This window comes from Pantoea sp. SIMBA_079, assembly GCF_046940275.1.
Taxonomy (GTDB): Bacteria; Pseudomonadota; Gammaproteobacteria; order Enterobacterales; family Enterobacteriaceae; genus Pantoea; species Pantoea borealis.
In genome coordinates, this window is sequence record NZ_JAWRYR010000004.1 from 291509 (window position 1) to 310412 (window position 18904).

15 protein-coding genes and 3 tRNA genes are annotated in these 18904 nt (G+C 50.6%); 4 read left to right on the forward strand and 14 right to left on the reverse strand.

What is annotated here, in order from left to right; translation table 11 throughout:
• Positions 1–5: 5 nt before the first annotated feature.
• Both SB719_RS08825 and SB719_RS08830 read right to left on the reverse strand, forming a co-directional pair.
• The gene (locus tag SB719_RS08825; protein WP_065649635.1) at positions 6–1676 is read right to left on the reverse strand and encodes an MFS transporter; all 1671 of its coding nucleotides are present in this window, start codon (positions 1674–1676) and stop codon (positions 6–8) included.
• 2 nt (positions 1677–1678) lie between these two features.
• Positions 1679–2110, reverse strand: coding sequence for a MarR family winged helix-turn-helix transcriptional regulator (locus SB719_RS08830; protein WP_065649636.1), 432 nt, complete (start codon positions 2108–2110; stop codon positions 1679–1681).
• 430 nt (positions 2111–2540) lie between these two features.
• Here SB719_RS08830 and SB719_RS08835 point away from each other — a divergent pair, with 430 nt between their 5' ends.
• Positions 2541–4040, forward strand: a complete 1500-nt coding sequence (locus tag SB719_RS08835; RefSeq protein WP_065649637.1) for a SulP family inorganic anion transporter — start codon at positions 2541–2543, stop codon at positions 4038–4040.
• Between the two features lie 154 nt (positions 4041–4194).
• On the forward strand, positions 4195–4365 hold the full coding sequence (locus tag SB719_RS08840; RefSeq protein WP_167350680.1) for a hypothetical protein: 171 nt from the start codon (positions 4195–4197) through the stop codon (positions 4363–4365).
• A 169-nt stretch (positions 4366–4534) separates the two neighbouring features.
• Here SB719_RS08840 and SB719_RS08845 read toward each other — a convergent pair whose 3' ends face one another.
• The 9 genes from SB719_RS08845 to uvrY all read right to left on the reverse strand — a co-directional run bounded on the left by SB719_RS08845 (position 4535) and on the right by uvrY (position 13574).
• Positions 4535–7396 carry a hypothetical protein gene (locus tag SB719_RS08845; RefSeq protein WP_412159140.1) on the reverse strand — a complete coding sequence of 954 codons (2862 nt, stop codon included), beginning with the start codon at positions 7394–7396 and terminating at the stop codon, positions 4535–4537.
• Between the two features lie 548 nt (positions 7397–7944).
• Positions 7945–8757, reverse strand: a complete 813-nt coding sequence (locus tag SB719_RS08850) for a hypothetical protein (RefSeq protein WP_304232409.1) — start codon at positions 8755–8757, stop codon at positions 7945–7947.
• 335 nt (positions 8758–9092) lie between these two features.
• Positions 9093–9368, reverse strand: coding sequence for a hypothetical protein (locus SB719_RS08855; protein ID WP_304232407.1), 276 nt, complete (start codon positions 9366–9368; stop codon positions 9093–9095).
• 666 nt (positions 9369–10034) lie between these two features.
• A tRNA-Leu gene (locus SB719_RS08860) sits at positions 10035–10120 on the reverse strand.
• Between the two features lie 11 nt (positions 10121–10131).
• Positions 10132–10205: transfer RNA gene (locus SB719_RS08865), tRNA-Cys, on the reverse strand.
• Positions 10206–10247: 42 nt separating this feature from the next.
• Positions 10248–10323 (reverse strand) — tRNA-Gly (locus SB719_RS08870).
• Between the two features lie 149 nt (positions 10324–10472).
• Positions 10473–11021, reverse strand: a complete 549-nt coding sequence (gene pgsA, locus SB719_RS08875) for a CDP-diacylglycerol--glycerol-3-phosphate 3-phosphatidyltransferase (protein ID WP_065649638.1) — start codon at positions 11019–11021, stop codon at positions 10473–10475.
• A gap of 68 nt (positions 11022–11089) precedes the next feature.
• Positions 11090–12922, reverse strand: a complete 1833-nt coding sequence (uvrC, locus tag SB719_RS08880; protein WP_065649639.1) for an excinuclease ABC subunit UvrC — start codon at positions 12920–12922, stop codon at positions 11090–11092.
• Positions 12915–13574 (reverse strand): UvrY/SirA/GacA family response regulator transcription factor, encoded by a 660-nt coding sequence (uvrY, locus tag SB719_RS08885; protein ID WP_304232403.1) that lies wholly within the window; start codon positions 13572–13574, stop codon positions 12915–12917. The genes uvrC and uvrY overlap by 8 nt, the downstream gene beginning before the upstream one ends.
• A 390-nt stretch (positions 13575–13964) precedes the next feature.
• Between uvrY and SB719_RS08890 the strand changes: the two genes are divergently transcribed.
• Positions 13965–14192 (forward strand): DUF2594 family protein, encoded by a 228-nt coding sequence (locus tag SB719_RS08890; protein WP_039383713.1) that lies wholly within the window; start codon positions 13965–13967, stop codon positions 14190–14192.
• A 29-nt stretch (positions 14193–14221) separates the two neighbouring features.
• Here the strand turns inward: SB719_RS08890 and SB719_RS08895 are convergent, their stop codons facing one another.
• From SB719_RS08895 to SB719_RS08905, 3 genes are all read right to left on the reverse strand, one after another.
• Positions 14222–14833, reverse strand: coding sequence for an acyl-homoserine-lactone synthase (locus SB719_RS08895; protein WP_065649640.1), 612 nt, complete (start codon positions 14831–14833; stop codon positions 14222–14224).
• A gap of 123 nt (positions 14834–14956) precedes the next feature.
• Complete coding sequence (gene sdiA, locus SB719_RS08900) at positions 14957–15679, reverse strand: transcriptional regulator SdiA (protein WP_304232399.1); 723 nt, start codon at positions 15677–15679, stop codon at positions 14957–14959.
• A gap of 809 nt (positions 15680–16488) precedes the next feature.
• The gene (locus SB719_RS08905) at positions 16489–17187 is read right to left on the reverse strand and encodes an extensin family protein (protein ID WP_304232396.1); all 699 of its coding nucleotides are present in this window, start codon (positions 17185–17187) and stop codon (positions 16489–16491) included.
• 286 nt (positions 17188–17473) lie between these two features.
• On the opposite strand from SB719_RS08905, the gene cycA reads away from it, so the two are divergent.
• Positions 17474–18865, forward strand: a complete 1392-nt coding sequence (gene cycA, locus SB719_RS08910; protein WP_065649643.1) for a D-serine/D-alanine/glycine transporter — start codon at positions 17474–17476, stop codon at positions 18863–18865.
• Positions 18866–18904: the final 39 nt, after the last annotated feature.

An 18904-nucleotide genomic window follows, 5' to 3' on the forward strand; every position in this document is an offset into this window, starting at 1 on the left:
TCCGTTTAGTTCGCTGAGGGCGCAGTCTGACGCGGCTCATCCTGATGATTTTTCGCCTGCCGCCACGCGAGATAACGCTGACGCGACAGCCGCCATAATACCCACAGCAGCGTGCACATCGCCAGGGCTGCCGTGAGCAGATAAGTGTCATTATAGGCAAGGACATTCGCCTGCAGCGTGGCGACTGTCTGTAGCTGGCTGCTGCTCTGGGCACTCAGCAGTACGCTGTCTGTCAGCTGGCTGTTAAACAGCGCCCGGTACTGATCCAGCCGTTCGGTAACGTTAGGATCAAGCTGCGAGAGTCTGTCGGCCAGTAAGCTGGAATGGTACTTCTCCCGCCAGGTCTGAAAGGTTCCGAGGATGGCTGACCCGATCAGCCCGCCCAGATTCTGGCTCATACCAAAGAGTACAACAAAGCTGACCAGGTTTTTCGGCTGTGTCACCACGCTGCCTATCCCCAGCAGCATAGCTGGCGCAAGGAAAAAGGCGCTGCTGAAGCCCAGCAGAAACTGACTAAAATAGAGATTGTGCGCGCGCGTCAGCGGATTTGACTGCGCATCCATCAGCGAGGCCACAATCATAATGGCCAGTGAGGTCACAATGGGCCAGTTAAGCTGACCAGGCTTAATAGTCAGCGCACTGGCGATAATGCCGCAGATGACGCCGGCGATAATGGCCAGCGCCAGGCCGTGCAGCTGATCGTTGAGTAGCCCCAGCTGTTGCAAAAAGCCGATCGCGCCGGTGTTCTGCTCAGCCAGTACGATACGGATCATGATCATGGCGATACCCAGCCGGACAATCATGCCGCTGCTCAGCCAGCGGGTGTTGATAAGCGGGTTGGTCCGGTTATGCTCCAGTACCACAGCTGAAACAATCAGCACCAGCGCCAGCGCCAGACAGACGCCCAGCCAGGGCGTAGTAAACCACCACTCAATACGCCCCAGTGACAGCACGCCACACAGCAGCGCCATACCGGGTGCCAGCAGCAGAAACGTCACAAAATCGAGTTTTTCAAACGCTTTAATGCGGTCACCCGGGGGCAGTCTCACCACCAGCACGCAGCCAAGCGCAATCAGCGCCAGCCCGAGTTCAAACAGATAGAGCCCGCGCCACTCCTCCAGCTGCAGTAGCTCAGTAGAAAAAAGCCGCGCCAGCGGGATCGCCAGCTGCGAAGCGGTAATGCCAATCACCAGCGCCTTGAGCCGGTGCTTTGCCGGCCACGCCTGTACCTGATAGTAGATGCCCAGCGAGCTGAGCGCGGCGGCGACCATTCCGTGTGCGGTGCGCACAATAATTGCGGAGCTGAGATCGTTGGCAAACAGATGAAAAAACGCCACGATGACATACAGCACCAGAAACGCTTCAGTAAACAGCCGCAGACCAAACTGCTGGCGAAATTTCACCAGCAGCAGGTTGATCGATATATTTCCCATCACGTATACCGCCGGCAGCCAGGCAATTTCGTTGCTATACGCGGCAAACGTGCCCTGCAGATTTGTCAGATTCGCCGTAACCAGCGCGTTACTCAGCGCGCCGGTCAGCGTAATCAGCAAGCCGATCAGACCAAACGCGACGCGTTTGCCTGGTGAATGCAACGGCGTGGAGGGTGAGCCCGGCAGCATCGGCTTTTCATGCGGCAGCCACTCCCGCTGCGCGTAAGGATTACGCCTGGCCATACTCAGGCACTACCCAGACGGTTAAGCAACTGCTGCAGTACCGTTTCCGTCACAGCCAGCGCAGCGGGATCGATATCAGCCAGCAGCTGACTGCGCAGGGCATCTGCCTGCGCTTTGACCTGGGTAAACGCCTGTTCGCCCTGCGTGGTAAGCACCAGCAGACGCTTACGCCGATCTTCCGGCGTTTGCAGACGAGCCAGCAGCTGCTGCTTCACAAGCCGATCCACCAGCGGCACTACGCTCGCATCCTCCAGACCCAGCTGCTGCGCCAGCGCTTTCTGCGTCAGCGGCTGGCTGGCGGTAGCGACGCTGGCAATGGCCATCCAGCTGCTCATACTCAAATCATTCTCTTTCAGCCGGCGATCGACCGCCAGCCGCCATGCATGAGCCGTCTGATGTAAAAGCCGGGAAAAAGGCTGCGGATAGTCAACCAAACTTAGCCACCTAATGGTTAGATACCTAACTAAAAGAAGGCGTAATTATAATCCACGCAGATATAAAAAGGAAAAGGTTGTATCGATTTGAGATAAAAACCTGTACATGTCAGACCACAGCCTGCGGAGAGCGCAGCTAAAAGCCTAATATCGCACAAAATGCTTAAGAAATTAGTTGTACAAAAACGCTGTTTTTGTATAACTTTAGCGCCATGAATCGGCTGACGATTCAGTAACGAATGATGCTTTTGCGTCGCCTCTGCAGGTGTTTTTTGGATTTCCACCTGCAGAGGTTATTTTTTTACCCTGCCGCTGTCTCTCTTTCGCTGGCCTGGGCCATCAATGCCCGGTAACATTCACACGTCACACACCCTGTTTTCCAGCTGCATCGCTGCTGCATACGCCTTATAACTTAGAGTCCACACACGTTATGAATTCACAAACCGATCGCACCACAGCTGACGCTGGCGATTTAACGGTCGCCCGCGTTTTGCGTTCGCCGGCCCTGCTCACCCGCGAGTGTCTGGCCGGGGTTATCACTGCCCTGGCGCTCATTCCTGAAGTTATCTCTTTCTCTGTTATTGCGGGCGTTGATCCCAAAGTCAGTCTGATCGCTTCGGTCGTACTCTGTCTGACGCTTTCACTGCTGGGTGGACGCCCGGCGATGGTGACCGCGGCGGCGGGTTCAGTGGCGCTGGTTATCGGCCCGATGGTCCACGCGCACGGTGTGGCCTATATTCTGCCTGCCGTCATTCTGGCAGGCATTATTCAGATTCTGTTTGGCGTTACCGGCCTTTCGCGCATGATGCGTTATATCCCGCGCTCGGTGATGCTGGGCTTTGTAAACGCGCTGGGCGTACTGATTTTCTTTGCACAGGTACCGCACGTCTGGGGCCACTCTCCGCTGGTCTGGGGCCTGTTTGCCGCCACGCTGGCCATTGTGCTGCTGCTGCCGCGCGTGCTGAAAAGTGTTCCGTCGCCGCTGGTTGCTATTGTCGTGGTGACCGCCGTTGCCCTGCTGCTCGGTTATCGCGTACCCAGCGTGGGCGATGAAGGTCCGATGAGCGCCGGGCTGCCCGGCTTTACCGAACTGCTGGTGCCACTGAACCTGCAGACGCTGCAGATCGTCTGGCCTGCCGCGCTTTCCGTCGCATTTGTCGGCCTGATGGAGTCGCTGCTGACGGCAAAGCTGGTGGATGATCTTACCGATACTCCGTCAGGCAAACGGCGGGAATCCTGGGCACTGGGTATTGGCAATATTCTCGCTGGTTTTTATGGCGGTATTGCGGGCTGCGCCATGATCGGTCAGACGATTGTTAACGTTGAACTGGGTCGCGCACGCACCCGGATTTCAACCGTAGCGGCTGCACTGGTACTGCTGTTGCTGGTCACTGGCCTGAGCCATATCATGGCGCAGATCCCGATGGTGGTTCTGGCAGGTATTATGATGGTGGTGGCGGTTAAAACCGTTAACTGGCACAGCCTGCAACCCGCAACGCTGAAACGGATGCCGTGGTCAGAAACGCTGGTCATGGTGGTGACCGTTGCGATCACCGTCTGGACCAGCAACCTGGCGATTGGCGTACTGCTTGGCGTGATCCTTGCCATGATGCTGTTTGCCCGGCGTATCGCCCATGTTATCCATGCCGAGCGCACGCTCAGCCCGGACGGGGATCGGGTTCACTACACCGTACGCGGTCCGCTGTTTTTCGCCAGCAGTAATGACCTGTTCGAGCACTTTGATTATGGCCACGATCCGAGCCAGGTCACTATCGACCTGACTCACGCCCAGATTTGGGACGCCTCCAGCGTTGCCGCACTGGATGCTATCGAATACCGTTATCAGCGTCACGGAGCCACCGTGACCTTTACCGGTCTGGATAACCGCAGCAGTGATTTTCGCGATCGTCTGAGCGGTAATCTCGGTTAACCCGCCTGCCAGCAGGGCGCCCTCTGCGCGCCCTGCCCGTCCGGAATCCTAAAACTCCCCCGTTTCGCTTGCAAGTTAGCCTTTCAGCGGCTTTGCTTAACGGCGCAACGCGCTGAATGGCAAGCGTATAAAAGCAGTTTATTAAGGGGATTGTATGTCGTGGATTATAAAAGCAGGTCTGGTAGCGGTTACGCTTCTTTCACTGGCAGGCTGCATGCAGCACAGTGATGCCGTGGGTGCCGACGGTCGTCCGCACGCGCCAAGTAATCAGCCGGTGCCAGGCGCCAGCGAAGGGGAAGGCCCGGTCGGCCAGCCGCAGGGATAATGCCCGCTACCCGGCTGCGCCGGGTAGTTATTGCCTGACCGGGATGTTGAAGTATGGATACAAGCGGCAGTGAATCCTTACCTTTGCAAAAATATTTCTCTTTAAAAAAGCAATCGACATCCTGCCTTTGCCGACATTCCCGGTATGAAGTCACGGTTATTAGCCAGATTTACTCTTTGCCGACTTTATCATGAGCAGACCGCACCATGGCTATTCGTTGATGCTGTCTCTCACTTCTCCCCGCCGAAGGCAGGTCCGGGAGTCCGGGAGTCTGGTTAATATCCGCGAGGCGTTCTTCCATAACTTCCTGCGTTAGTCGTCCTAATAATCTATCTACCTCTGTCTCATCCGGTCGTGTTACGGATAAATTTTTCTCTATGAGGCTTGCTACCTGATTAAACAGACGTTGCTCTTCAGCCGCCAGCTTTTCCGTGACCCGCTCCATGTCAGTCAGGCGCTGTTTTAGCTCACTATCAGGAAGATTTTTCTGCAGTGCCTGGGTAAAAGCCGTTATAGCAGCATCAGCTTCATTTCTTAACCGCTCTGCCGTACTGATAACCGGCCTCAGGTTAGCCGCTGGCACGCTCATACTGCGTGTTGAAGTCGTCCCGGATTGGACTGCCAGCGCTTTCAGCATCGCTTGCATTTTCTTTCCTGTCTCTTCTCTTTTACTGTTATAAGCACGCATGCGAGCATGATAATACTGGCTGAAACGAGCGTTGATTTCGCTTCTCTCTCGGGCATGCCTGGCCCTGAGATCCTGCCCCCCTGCAACCATATCAGCAACGTGGTGCTCAAGGCTGTTCCACGCATCACGGTCCGCTTCCCTGCGTTTTGCCTGATCTATTGCTGCCTTGTGTGCCAGCCTTTCTCTGTCCTGTTGAATATTCTTGTCGCGCCGGAGAACATGTCCGGTCAGCTTCTCTTCTGCCTGTATAAAACCTTCAGGGGTAGTCAGCTGAGCCAATTTACCTCTGATGCGCTCTACTTCAGGCGATTGCGCTACAGACGATCCGGGTTTCCATGCAGTGCCGATTTCAGGCTCCCGCTCCAGTTCTGCAGATAATGCGCGAGCAGCCCGTTGAGTCTCCGTATCCTTTCCTGCAACGCTCAGGGTCCGGATTAATCCATCATTCCAGGAGTGCATATTTATCTGCCCACGTTTTTCCAGCAAATATTGCTTTAGCGGGTCGAGCAGTGAGGTTTGGGTTACTTCGTTTGCCAGGCTTGCTTCGCCAGCAATAGTCTCGTTTAAAGTCTCATAATAATCTGCAGCGAGGGCCTGGCTAAAATCATTACTCATTTGCGGATAGCTGGCAGAGGAAATATCCTTATCTAAAATAGTCTTAAGTATCTCTTTACCCGGATGGTGCGCCACTTCAGCCAGCGGCAGACCTAATTTAAGCAGGGCATTGAATTCGTGCTGCCGATCGTGGTCCGGCATTCCGTGCTGATATTTCAGCGTTGCCAGGGATCTGATTGGGCGTAATTTCTTTATTTCAGGTGGGGCGATTTTTGAAGAGGATTTATCCGGCGCTGAAGCGAGAACAGCATAGCTGGCCGGCCGTGCATCGGACCAGGCTTTTTTCAGCTGGGAAGCAGTGACAGCAACGCCAGCCTCTTTTAAATGCTGTAAAACCTCTTTTTCACTGCTGCGCGAGGGTAAATCAGTTTCCTTTAGCCAGGCGCTCAGTGCTGAGCGCGTTACCGCCCCACCGCTGCTGGTTGCCAGCGAGGCTAAGGGCGTGGATCTTTCCGGCATGACGGTTTCAGCGTTTTCAGCGTTTTCAGCGGATCTTGCGAATGCTGACGCATCGGGACAATGATTACCAATGACTCTGAAGTTGCTTTCGTTTACGTACTCAACGCTATTTTTACTGACCAGGATATGGGAAGACTGTATGTCTGAGGTATCAACCATCTGGATTGGCGTATCGGGAAACATCTTTGCTATGATTTTTTTTAATTTTGAGCGGGTATTTAACTCTTTATCAAATGCATTGTTCTTATAGACAGAAAATGGAGAAGCGACAACAATCTCAACGGGTGTATCCGGGCTAAACGCTTTTATTTCCTGCAGTATATCTTTAAGAGCTTTCTTGTCTGACGCTATTGTTAAATGTGTTCCTGCTAAAAAGTTCTCGTGTCTGAATGTGATAGTAAGGCAGCTGCTGACTCCCGGATAGCAGATATGATCGCGGGCTATACCGGTTTTATCTTCTCTAAGTACCATGGCTGTTGCAACAGGCTTTTTGTCGCGGGCCAAAGCATTCGTAGCAATCGGTTGCCCTGCTTCACCCGCAGCCGAAGCCGAAGCCGAAGCCGAAGCCGAAGCCGAAGCCGAAGCCAGTTTGTACGGCGGTAATTCGCCATACTGATAGCCATGAGGCTTGCCAATATAAAAAAATTCATACTCTTTGTTGTTGAGCTGATCAAGCGCAGAAAGCAGCGTCAGCTTGTCTATTTTTCCTGTTTTCAGCAATCGTCCACCATGCTGAAGAATCAGTTGTGGCACAGAGATAAACTCTTTTTTATCCGCCTCATTATCAGCATCAACTTTTAGGAGTACTTTCCCTTCTGCCATGAATTTTTTGGCTTTTTTCTCATGACTACTGAAAGATAATATGGCTCCCTGACTGCCGTGACCGGCGGTATGCTTAAACAGCTTTGCCAGATAATCATCTAAATTTTCCTCCTCATTTTCCTGCGTGTTGCGGGTTACCCCTGCGATCGTTACAGTATGAGGATCCGCATAGTGGGAACGATACAGAAAACCATCTTTTATAGCGTAGTCGGCGTCTCTTAATTTCTGTTCAGAATCAAAACAGATATCATTTTTATTGAAAATATTGCTTAGCATCGTTCCCGTCTGGTTCTTTTTCAGCGTTGCCGCCAGCGCTATGTGCTCTATTACATAGGGATCGTTAAAAAAAAACGAGTCCAGAGATATATAGTCCTCTGATGTATTAGCATCTGCCTGAGGCCGAGCAACAGGAACAGACTGCGCCGATGCTGTATTAATAGTAAACATAGTAATATCTCCATATTTTTACTGACTTCTCTCCGGAATCCCTTCAGGCAGCAACCACATGTTAAAGCGCAGACCCTGGTGTAAACACCCTGCATAAATAAGGTTTATATGTAGTAAGGTGTATGGCTGGTTGACCCGAAATCAACAATTCAGTAACAAAGTATAGATGTTGCTTTTGAAGAACAGCTTTCATAAATCGACCATTGATGTTGCCATGCAGCGCTGCCATCGCCTGCTCCAGGCTTTATCAATTCACTGCAGAAAAAATATGAATCATGTCATCTGAACAGGTTTAGTTTTGCATTGAACGATAAAAACCGCCTGAGTGCGGTTACGGCATTGCTTATAGTGCTTTTTTGATTCGATTTTTGTGTGGTGCCCGGGGCGGGAACTGAACCCGCACACCCTTAAACCAAAGAATTATATAAATTTTAAAGACCCTTGAAATTATGCAGTCACGGTAATTTAAAGAGTTACAGACGGTAAAAAATGGATTTACCTGAATTTTCCCGTCTGCTCATGGTTACAGAAAACCGACATGCCAACGCTTAAAAAGAGATGGTTAAGTTGGCGTTTTTCACTATCAGTCGCTTACGATTGATGATGAGTAATGATGTGTCCCCTACACCAGTAAAGATAGCATCACCATAAAAGAATGATTGATCTTGATTACCTGTCAAATGCCTTGCCATCTCTAAATCGCCTTCCTTTAATAGAAACGTTGCATTATCTTTCTTAACACCTATCATTTTCATAGAGCCATCACTCAGCACTATCCACATACCTGAGAAAACAAAAAAACCAACAATCATAAAAATTGATAATCCAGCTTTCATTTTTTTCTTATTTTCTTTTGGGATTCTCTTGTCATGATTGACATTAATGATCAGATAAATACAAAGTGAAAACAATAATATTGAAGTAATCACAAGCTCAAACTGAACTTTTCTTTTTAAAATCAATGTTACTATAACTACCCCTACTATAAATGACACCCCAATTAAGCCGAAAATCGCTTCGAATATCTTTATCTTGAGAGCAGTTCTATAAGTACGTTTAAGCGACTTGTAAACTTTGTTGTTTTTTACTTTTGTTAATCTAAAGTAAAATAGTGATAACTTTAACCCACACCAGACTAAAACACTTGCAATTGAGTACCACCCTATAAAAAAGAACCCCATCAGAAGTGAAAAGGAAAATATAACCATAAGAAAGAATATTGCATCCGACAATGACATGCCTGTTGGAAAAAAACTAATTCTCAGGCAATAGATCAGAAACACCATCACACCTGCAGCACTGACGCAAAAATAGAAATTCCTGGCCACATTCATATTTAAATACTGTCTAAATGAAATCAATTTCCATTCTCCTTACCTGATTGATTAAATGGATTTAGATCGTTAGCTGCCTCTAAATTTTCTGTTGAAAAGTGGCTGTACCGCATTGTCATTTGAATGATTGAATACTCTAAGCTTTGTTGTAAGACGAGTAAATTCCCACCTTTCATCATGAAGTAACTTGCAAGCGTATGTCTCAAAATATGGGTCCACTGGCCGTCAGGCAATTCAGCATTCGCCCTTTCGTGCATGAACCCTAAAGCATCATAAGCATTGTCAAATAGTCAGTCACAACTTTCTGAAATCAATGCAAAAAACCCTTTCAAGATTGAAATAGTAAGAATGATAGCGCGTTTTCAGTTTCGTAAAAGAGCCTTCACACCATCAAGTTTTTTATCACTTTTCCAATGTCCCAGCCTTTTTAGTTCATTAAACACTGCATATAAGTAAGCGTGTTTACGGTTCACTGCGGCTTCTTTTGGTAGTTTTTTGATGCCATGCTTTGAAGGAGCGTTAAAGTCTTCCGCCAGTCGCTGTTTAGCGATAGAGCACAAACATTTCCTGGTGGAGTGAGAAAGCATCTTGATCACCGAGGTGTGACACAGAATGATCTCAATTTTTGAGACTTGCATCGCCATCCTGGAAAGATCTTACGACAGATTATCGCCTGGCTGAAGCCGACGAGCTGAGCAACTTGACAAGATCCTAACGCAAATTGCGGAGGCATACACATGGCGGACTCAATGGATATCGTGCAGCAGCGCCCCAGAGAAATGCTCACACGTAACGTCGCGCTAATCGTCGACCACGCACCGGCAATCAGAGCACTATTCTGTGAAAACCGTAAGGCGCCAATTCCAGAGTTGCATTGTCGTGCCTGTCCAGGCGTTACTCACTGCCTTTCTTGTCAGGAGATTGAAGAATAGCGTGAGGAAAAACTGCAGGTCAAAGCCTGATGGCAGGAATATATGTTTACCCGTGGAACGCTTCACGAGAAGCCATTGCCAGTCCCTATCTTACTTATGAGGCACTGTGAAACCGTGACTGGAGGGTTGCGGCTTGGGCGCATGCTGAGCAACGATTAAGCCAGCAGTTAGCGCTGATACAGATTGACATCAGGCAGCGTGTCACCAGGCGGCAAAAGCCACAAGACATTGCCGTGCCAGTGCATACTTAACAAGGATATTTATTGCGCGTGCATTGCCATGCGTTGAATGTGTTAACCCTCAGGCACAAAAAAACCGCCTGAGGGCGGTTACGACATTGCTTATAGTGCTTTTTTAATTCGGTTTTTTGTATGGTGCCCGGGGCGGGACTTGAACCCGCACGACCATAAGCCGAGGGATTTTAAATCCCTTGTGTCTACCGATTTCACCACCCGGGCAGGGTGTAAACTGGAGGCGCGTCCCGGAGTCGAACCGAGGTAGACGGATTTGCAATCCGTTGCATGGCCACTCTGCCAACGCGCCTTTATTCTGATGTGCAACCGGTCAGTGACCCATTGCTGAAACTGGAGCGGGAAACGAGACTCGAACTCGCGACCCCGACCTTGGCAAGGTCGTGCTCTACCAACTGAGCTATTCCCGCATAACTGCTGTTCTACCGAACTTGCTGTTTTTATTCAGCTTCTTGCAGCTGTGCTGCCGTTCGATGCGATGCATTCTACTTATCTCACGCAGTGAGTCAATAAAATTATTACCCACTGCGTCTGTTTGCTGCTTTTTGAATCGTATCGATCAGCTATCGAGCAGATCGCCGCGTGCGGCGCTCAGATACTGAAACATCGACCAGAATGTCAGCACTGCCGCGATATAGAGTGCGACCACGCCCACACCTATCACCGTGTCATCAGGACGCCACAGCAGCGCAACCAGTGAGAGCATTTGCGCCGTGGTCTTGACTTTACCAATCCAGGAGACAGCAACGCTGCTGCGCTTGCCAATTTCTGCCATCCATTCACGCAGCGCGGAGATAATGATCTCACGCGCAATCATGGTGGCAGCAGGCAGAGTAATCCACCATGCGTGGAAATATTCCGCTACCAGCACCAGCGCCATGGCTACCATTACCTTATCCGCTACCGGATCGAGAAATGCACCAAAGCGCGTGGTTTGTTTCCAGCGACGCGCCAGAAAGCCATCAAACCAGTCCGTTATGGCGGCAATAACAAAAATCAGTGCGGTTGCAAAAGGCGCCCAGTAAAACGGCAGGTAGAACGCCAGTACAAAAAAAGGAATCAAAAAAACGCGAAACAGGGTAAGACACGTTGGGATGTTATATTGCATATGCCAGTAACTGTCTGGTGTGTGTAGGGTTTAACGTATGTTCCTACATTGCCCCCCCTGTTTCAATGTTAGTGTTTCAGCGAGTGGTATATTTTTTCAGCCAGTGCAAAAGAGATCCCGGGCACGCGGGCGATTTCATCCACGCTGGCGTTCATCAGCGGCTGCAGGCCGCCCATATACTTCAGCAGCTGTTGGCGCCGTTTAGGTCCGATACCTTCAATACTTTCCAGTGCACTGGTGTTCTTCACTTTGGCGCGTTTTTTACGGTGGCCTGAAATTGCATGATTGTGAGCATCATCACGAATATGCTGAATCACATGCAGGGCTGGCGAATCCGGCGGCAGAGAAACGCCCTCTCCTTCCGCTTCGAAAAACAGCGTTTCCAGTCCCGCCTTACGATCGCTGCCTTTTGCCACGCCAAGCAGAATCGGATGGTGTTTATCCCAGCTGACATCCAGCTCCGCAAACACCTCTTTCGCCTGCGCCAGCTGACCTTTACCGCCATCAATCAAAATGACATCCGGAATTTTATCCTGCTCCAGCGCTTTGCCGTAACGACGGCGCAGAACCTGATTCATCGCTGCGTAATCATCGCCTGGCGTGATCCCTTCGATATTGTAACGCCGGTAATCAGAACGCAGCGGACCATCCTGGTTAAATACCACGCAGGAGGCGATGGTTTGCTCGCCCATGGTATGACTGATATCAAAACACTCCATGCGCCGGATGCTCTCCAGCTCCAGCCAGGAGGCCAGTGCCGCAAGCCGCTGCTGAATGGTCGAGTGCTGCGACAGCTTAGTGGTCAGCGCTGTCGCCGCATTAGTGCGCGCCAGCTTGAGATAGCGAGCGCGATCCCCGCGCGGTTTGGTCTGTATATTGACTTTGCGGCCGGCCAGCGTACTCAGTGACTCAGCCAGCAGGTTGCGTTCCGCCAGGTTGAAATCCAGCAGAATTTCGCCCGGCAGGGTACGTGCCTCACTCCCCTGCAGATAAAACTGCCCGACAAAGGTCTGCACCACTTCCGTCAGCTCAGTGTCAGCCGGGACTTTTGGGAAATAGCTGCGGCTGCCCAGTACTTTTCCCTGCCGGATAAACAGCACGTGCAGACAGGCCATGCCCGCATCATACGCGACGCCCATAACATCGAGATCGTCACCCTGATTTGAGACAAACTGTTTTTCAGTAATACGGCGTACTGCCTGAATCTGATCGCGCAGACGCCCCGCCTCTTCAAAACGCAGCCCCTGGCTTGCTGCCTCCATGCGTGCCACCAGCTGGTTAATCACCTGATCATCTTTGCCGGCGAGAAACAGCCGCACATAATCAGTCTGCTGCGCATACTCCTCTTCACTGACCAGACCGGCTACGCACGGACCGAGGCAGCGTCCAATCTGATACTGCAAACAGGGCCGCGAGCGATTGCGATAGACGCTGTTCTCACACTGACGAATAGGAAAGACTTTCTGCAACAGGCCCAGCGTTTCGCGTACTGCATAGCCATTAGGGAACGGACCGAAATACTCACCTTTGGCATGTTTCGCACCGCGATGCATCGCCAGCCGGGGGTGCGTATCGCCGCTGAGAAAAATGTAAGGATACGATTTGTCATCACGCAGCAGCACGTTATAGCGTGGCTGGTAAAGCTTGATGTAGTTATGCTCCAGCAGCAACGCTTCGGTTTCAGTATGTGTAACCGTAACATCAATATTACGGATGTTACTGACCAGCACATCCGTTTTACGGCTGCCGGTCTGGGCACGGAAGTAGCTGCTCAGGCGTTTTTTGAGATCTTTGGCTTTACCGACATAGATCACCGTACCGGCCGCATCATACATTCGGTAGACGCCGGGCTGGCTGGTTACGGTGCTGAGAAAGGCTTTGGGATTAAAGAGTTCACTCACTACTGATTAATGGCTCCGCGTTGAACAGACCATGACGAATGGCCAGATGCGTTAACTCTACATCACCGCTGATGTTTAACTTGCTGAACATACGGTAGCGGTAGCTATTAACGGTTTTCGGACTCAGGTTCAACTGTTCGGATATCTCCGTAACTTTTTGTCCCCGGGTAATCATCAGCATAATCTGCAATTCCCGTTCCGACAAACAGCTGAAGGGGGATTCCGCTTTCTGCGGCTCAATCTGACTTAACGCCATCTGCTGAGCGATATCTGAGGCGATATAGCGCTGCCCTGCATGCACGGCGCGAATGGCGCTCACCACCTCCTGAGGTGCGGCACCCTTACTCAGATAGCCCGAAGCACCCGCCTGCATTACCCGGGCAGGCAGCGGATTTTCGGTGTGGATAGTCAGCATAATGATACGTATATCCGGGTTGTAGCGCACAATTTTGCGCGTCGCTTCCAGCCCACCGATGCCCGGCATATTCATGTCCATCAGAACGACATTGACCGTATGCTGGCGGCACCATTTTACTGCGTCTTCTCCGCACGCTGCTTCGCCGGCAATGGCCAGTCCTTTGATATCTTCCAGAATGCGACGAATGCCGGCACGCACCAGTTCATGGTCATCAACAAGCAGCAGACTGATCAACGGGACATACTCCGCAGGTTAGAAAGATAATTAAAAAAAGAGCGTAATCTTAACGTTTTTTACGCGTATTGAACATCAGACATACAAGAACAACCTGCGACGCAATGACTTATATCAAATAATTAAATCTTTTCAGGAAAAATCCATTTTCTGCAAACTAAAAAGCTGGCTGATTTAAGATTTCATTTAATAACAGCATGTTGTAATAAACCGGCCTGTTTTCTCTTTTTAAAACAAAAAATCACGACGTCAGCCACGCGGTCTGCTTGTGACTGGATCGAATAAGGATTTTTCTGGTCCCTGAAAGAGAAAGCAAACCTATGATATACTCTCTGTTTTATACACGGAAAGATACAATCTGTGTCAATCAATACCACCAGGGAGTTGAAGATGAGTGATGAAGATTTCGTAACGTCGCGTGATACTCAGGCACTGGCTGACGAAGTTGCCTGCCTCAAAATGATGATTACTCTGATTCTCAAGGGCATGGGACAGGCAGACGCCGGTAAAGTTATCATCAATATGGAACGCTATGTGCAAAATGCGCTGGCTGATAAACCCCAGGCTGAAGTGTTCAGCAACACGATCCGCCAGATCAAAACCGCTTACCGTCAGTAAGCGGTCAACCCCGTGCAGCGCACGGGGTCTTAATTATGCGCCTGCCAGTTAACCGAAACACCCAGCGAAGGCAGAACCTCTTCCGGACTAAACCGACGCGTTCCGCGATATTTTTCCGCCAGTGCAGGCTGTTCAACCGGGATACGGATAGCGAAAAGATTATCTTCCGACTGAATTAACCCTGGTGTCAGCGGCTCATAAACGACGTTATGCTGCGCGAACATCTTCTCCAGCATCGGCGTGGCTGAGCTAATCAGGTACTCCATGCCGCTCAGCTCTGCCAGCTGCACCGAGTGCCACAGAATATTCAGCGGCAACTCCGCATCCACTTCCAGCCGGGCGGAATAGCGCGACATCTCCCAGACTTTATCCTGTGCAAACGGCAAAATGATACCTTCAGCCAGTTCCGGCTCGTGCCACGGCAGTAACCGCGCGCAGCCGCAAATGCCTTTACGCGCAGTCCAGGCGATGAGCCAGGTCACGTCTGAACGGTCGTAGCGATCATACTCCTGCCCCGGTGTACTCAGCCGCGGAGGAATTGACCAGCCTTCGCCACGCGCAAACACGCTGTAACGATAGGTACCCAGTTCGGCTAGCAGTGAGGAAGGCATATCCTTTAGCTGTGTTTGAATTATTTTCATCATGCGCCTCTGACATCCCCATGTGTGCAATGATTTTTATCGTGCCAGCCTGGCTAAGTTTCCGGCGCAGGGTAGACAACTCAATACGGATAGGGAACTACCAGTATTAGTAGTTGCCTTTTGCTATATCAGACCTACCGCTGCGGCATAACACGCTATCTGCGTTTTATTTGAAACGTTAAAACGTTTTTGCATGTTTTTTTGATGAAAATTCACCGTATGTTCTGATATTGCCAAAATAAGCGAAATCTCTGCTGAGGTTTTTCCTTCAGCTGTCCATTTCAAAATTTCCAGCTCGCGCTCACTAAATCCCTTAGCCAGCACCACCATTGAGCTATCTTTTAAGCGTTCAAGAACCCGTAAGCTCAGGTCCGCCAGAAAGTTTATCTGCACTTCAAGCTCAACGTGGCGGTGCCTGGAGCGTCCGGGCTGACGTGATGCTATTGATAATATACCAATGGCACGATTTGACGCCATCGCTGAGCAAGAAAAGCCGCTGTGGAGTCCTGCTGCCTGCGCATCTGGCCAAAGATTAGCCGCTCCGGCGAAAATCTCAGCGCGCCACTCAATCCCTTTTCCGGACTGCTGACAAAGCTGCAGCACAGGATCGATGGCATAGTAGTTATGCCGCTCATAATGCTGGATCCAGGATTCAGGATAAGTGCTGAACAGGAAAAAACGCGGGCGGGTAAAGGGAACGGGCTGCTGCACGAGAAATGCAAAGAAGTCGAACCCCAGAGCGATGACATGCTTTTGCAACAGTGCTTTTAATTGCACCACCTCCGTCAACGCCTGAAACGCTTTTTCTGTTTCGGCTCGCCAGACAAAATAATTATCGGTAGTCATTATTATCCTGACGTATTTAACGTCTTTTATTACCCTGATGCTTGTCCGATTATTTCGGTGCAGCGTAATCTGAACGAAATGAATAAAAAGGATCCTGCTGAAATTTGCGTTATACAGCGGGAAAGTTATCGATTTGTTGCCCCCCTGGCGAGAGCCGCAGTGACATGCCTGCCAGGTCTCAGGCGTGAAAAGATACGTGAAACCAGCATAGGATTTTTCTGATAAAGTTTCAATCTTCTGGCCATTAAAATTAATAATTAGATGGATAAAAGTTTAGCATCGATTTTAAGTAAAATAATGATTAGCGGTGAGATTCGCGCTCTATTAAAAGTGCTGAATGATTTAGTCATGGACTATTTTTAATCCCACTAATAATTAAAGTTATGACCGGTAACCTGTAAGCCTGAGCTGCCTGAACAAGCCCGGGGATGACGCCTGCGCTATGCCCGGCTACGCCAGTCTATCGGCAAACATGTCCGACAGGATTGAAATGGAAACGTATTGAGGTGGCTAATAAATATAATTGTTTTTCGCTGAAATGATATCTACTGCCGGGTCGTCTGACGAATCAACGTTGAGACGCAATCCTGCCCGCTCTCAGTGACAGAACATACCGGCGAATATCTCATCATCAACGCAGACAAACATTATTTAGGGATGACTTATTTCAACTATAAAAATTAGTAAGGTAATAATTCTCATTTGTAAACACCCGTACCGCTTCTCTAATGTAATGGATCTAAAATAGTTTTCCCGAAAATTGAGTATTATGCCGTTCTGGTGCTGAAAAAATTAACCACTCCGTCAGATCAGCGGCAAAATCCGCCCCCGCGCATTCCCAGATGAAAGTGTGTGGTATGGGCAGCATTGTAATCCGGTCCCAGTGCATTTCCAAAACTGGCACAGCCGTTACGCCAGAGTGCATGCAAGCCGGCAGCGCTACTGGCTGGCTGCTGCCAGTTTTTAGCGACCCGTAACCAGCGGCCATCAGCCAGCTGAAAAGCGGTAACATCCCACGCCTCTGCCGTAGCGTGTTCGCTGCGGCGTCCCTGCTGACGATGATAGACGTTGCGGCAGGCGTAGCTGCCAACATGCTCAATACGCTGCAGCGGACTGGCAATACCCGCCTGCCGCAGGGCAGCATTACTGCGTGTAACATACATCGTACTTGCCACGGCCATCGGGCAGCTGGCAAGAAAACTGCTGCTGAGCGTGACCGGTCCAAATTTGCTGATGCGCACCGGCTGTTCAATGGTGCAGTTACCCCGTACCGGGGGCGTTGTGCGATAGCTCACCCGTCCCTGCACGCTGGCGCGCTCCAGCACCGCCAGGCAGGCAGCGGGATCGTGACGCAATTTTTCCAGCTTGTAACGGGTTATCCAGCCTGGCGCATCAGTGACATCAAGCGGGATAAAGGGGTTCCACTGCGCCGGAAGATGCGATTTCAGCCATGGCAATCCCAACCACCCTGCCAGAGCAATTATTCCTGTCGCGATGAGTGCGCGCACTGTCTCTGCCTTATCACATTGTAAACCTGTGACTAAGTGTAGCTGGCCTGTTTCATCTGCCTGTTCTTCCATGAAAAAGCGCTGCTTATTTACGCAAAGTGACTAAAAGTGCAACCATGTAAATTTTTACTGACAGAGTAAAAAACGCAAAAGGTCATAAAGGTTAAAAAACAATTACCAGACCCGGCAGCCTTTCCTCTATCTTATGCGCTCTTGCCCTGTGCAAAGGCACGTATTTCAACAGCCATCAGAGCTGACACAACATCAAGACAGGAAAGCTATCTTTATGGTTGATCAATCCAAAGCAGCCCTCAGTGAGGCTGAACAGCCGGAAAAACTCCGGCGCAACCTGCATAACCGTCACATTCAGCTGATTGCGATTGGCGGCGCTATCGGGACCGGGCTCTTTATGGGGTCAGGCAAAACCATCAGCCTGGCCGGCCCGTCGATCGTTTTTGTCTATATGATCATCGGTTTCATGCTGTTTTTTGTGATGCGCGCGATGGGAGAGCTGCTGCTCTCTAATCTGGAATATAAATCGTTTAGTGATTTCGCGGCCGATCTGCTCGGTCCGTGGGCGGGCTATTTCACCGGCTGGACCTACTGGTTTTGCTGGGTCGTCACCGGTATCGCTGACGTGGTTGCCATCAGCGCCTATTTTCAGCTCTGGTTTCCCGGATTCTCTATCTGGATGAGCGCGCTGCTGTGCGTGTTTGTCTTTCTGGCGCTGAATATCGCCACGGTCAAACTGTTTGGTGAAATGGAATTCTGGTTTGCGATTATCAAAATTGTCGCCATTGTCGCTCTGATCATTACCGGTATTGTACTGGTCAGCACGCACTATCCTTCACCCGGCGGCAGCACAGCCTCTCTCAGTAATATCTGGCAGCATGGCGGCATGTTCCCGAAAGGACTGAGCGGCTTTTTTGCCGGCTTCCAGATTGCCGTGTTTGCCTTTGTCGGTATTGAGCTGGTAGGTACCGCCGCGGCGGAAACCAAAGATCCGCACAAGGTTCTGCCCCGTGCCATCAATGCCATACCGCTGCGCATTATTATGTTTTACGTTCTGGCGCTGCTAGTGATCATGGCGGTTACGCCATGGAATCAGGTCATGCCGGATCGCAGCCCGTTTGTGGAGATGTTTGTACTGATTGGCCTGCCCGCTGCGGCCAGCATTGTTAACTTTGTGGTACTGACCTCAGCGGCGTCTTCCGCCAACAGCGGCATCTTTTCTACCAGTCGCATGCTGTATGGTCTGGCAGAACAGGGCGTGGCGCACAAGGCGTTTGGTCGCCTCTCCGCACGCGCCGTGCCTACCACCGGCCTGTTTTTCTCCTGCTTCTGCCTGCTGGGCGGCGTTGCGCTGATCTACCTGATCCCCGATGTGATGACGGTATTTACCATGGTGACAACGGTATCTGCCATTCTGTTTATGTTTGTCTGGACCATCATTCTTTGCAGCTATCTGGCCTACCGTAAACAGCATCCGCAGCGTCATGCGTCATCAACGTTTAAGATGCCGCTGGGTAAGATTATGTGCTGGGTCTGCATGGCATTTTTTGCTTTCGTGCTGGTGCTGCTCACGCTGCAGGAGGATACCCGTCAGGCACTGATGGTTACACCGCTGTGGTTTATGCTGCTCACCATGGGCTGGCTGCTGCGACGCCGTAAAGCCTGATCCCGCTCCGTTTAAGGCCCGCACCAGCGGGCCTTTTTC

Bases quoted from the DNA above. Each gene is read 5' to 3' on its own strand.
- SB719_RS08855 (WP_304232407.1), bottom strand. From the start codon at position 9,368: ATGCAAGTCTCAAAAATTGAGATCATTCTGTGTCACACCTCGGTGATC.
- cycA (WP_065649643.1), top strand. From the start codon at position 17,474: ATGGTTGATCAATCCAAAGCAGCCCTCAGTGAGGCTGAACAGCCGGAA.
- SB719_RS08840 (WP_167350680.1), top strand. From the start codon at position 4,195: ATGTCGTGGATTATAAAAGCAGGTCTGGTAGCGGTTACGCTTCTTTCA.
- sdiA (WP_304232399.1), bottom strand. From the start codon at position 15,679: ATGACTACCGATAATTATTTTGTCTGGCGAGCCGAAACAGAAAAAGCG.
- SB719_RS08890 (WP_039383713.1), top strand. From the start codon at position 13,965: ATGAGTGATGAAGATTTCGTAACGTCGCGTGATACTCAGGCACTGGCT.
- SB719_RS08825 (WP_065649635.1), bottom strand. From the start codon at position 1,676: ATGGCCAGGCGTAATCCTTACGCGCAGCGGGAGTGGCTGCCGCATGAA.
- pgsA (WP_065649638.1), bottom strand. From the start codon at position 11,021: ATGCAATATAACATCCCAACGTGTCTTACCCTGTTTCGCGTTTTTTTG.
- SB719_RS08835 (WP_065649637.1), top strand. From the start codon at position 2,541: ATGAATTCACAAACCGATCGCACCACAGCTGACGCTGGCGATTTAACG.
- SB719_RS08845 (WP_412159140.1), bottom strand. From the start codon at position 7,396: ATGTTTACTATTAATACAGCATCGGCGCAGTCTGTTCCTGTTGCTCGG.
- SB719_RS08895 (WP_065649640.1), bottom strand. From the start codon at position 14,833: ATGAAAATAATTCAAACACAGCTAAAGGATATGCCTTCCTCACTGCTA.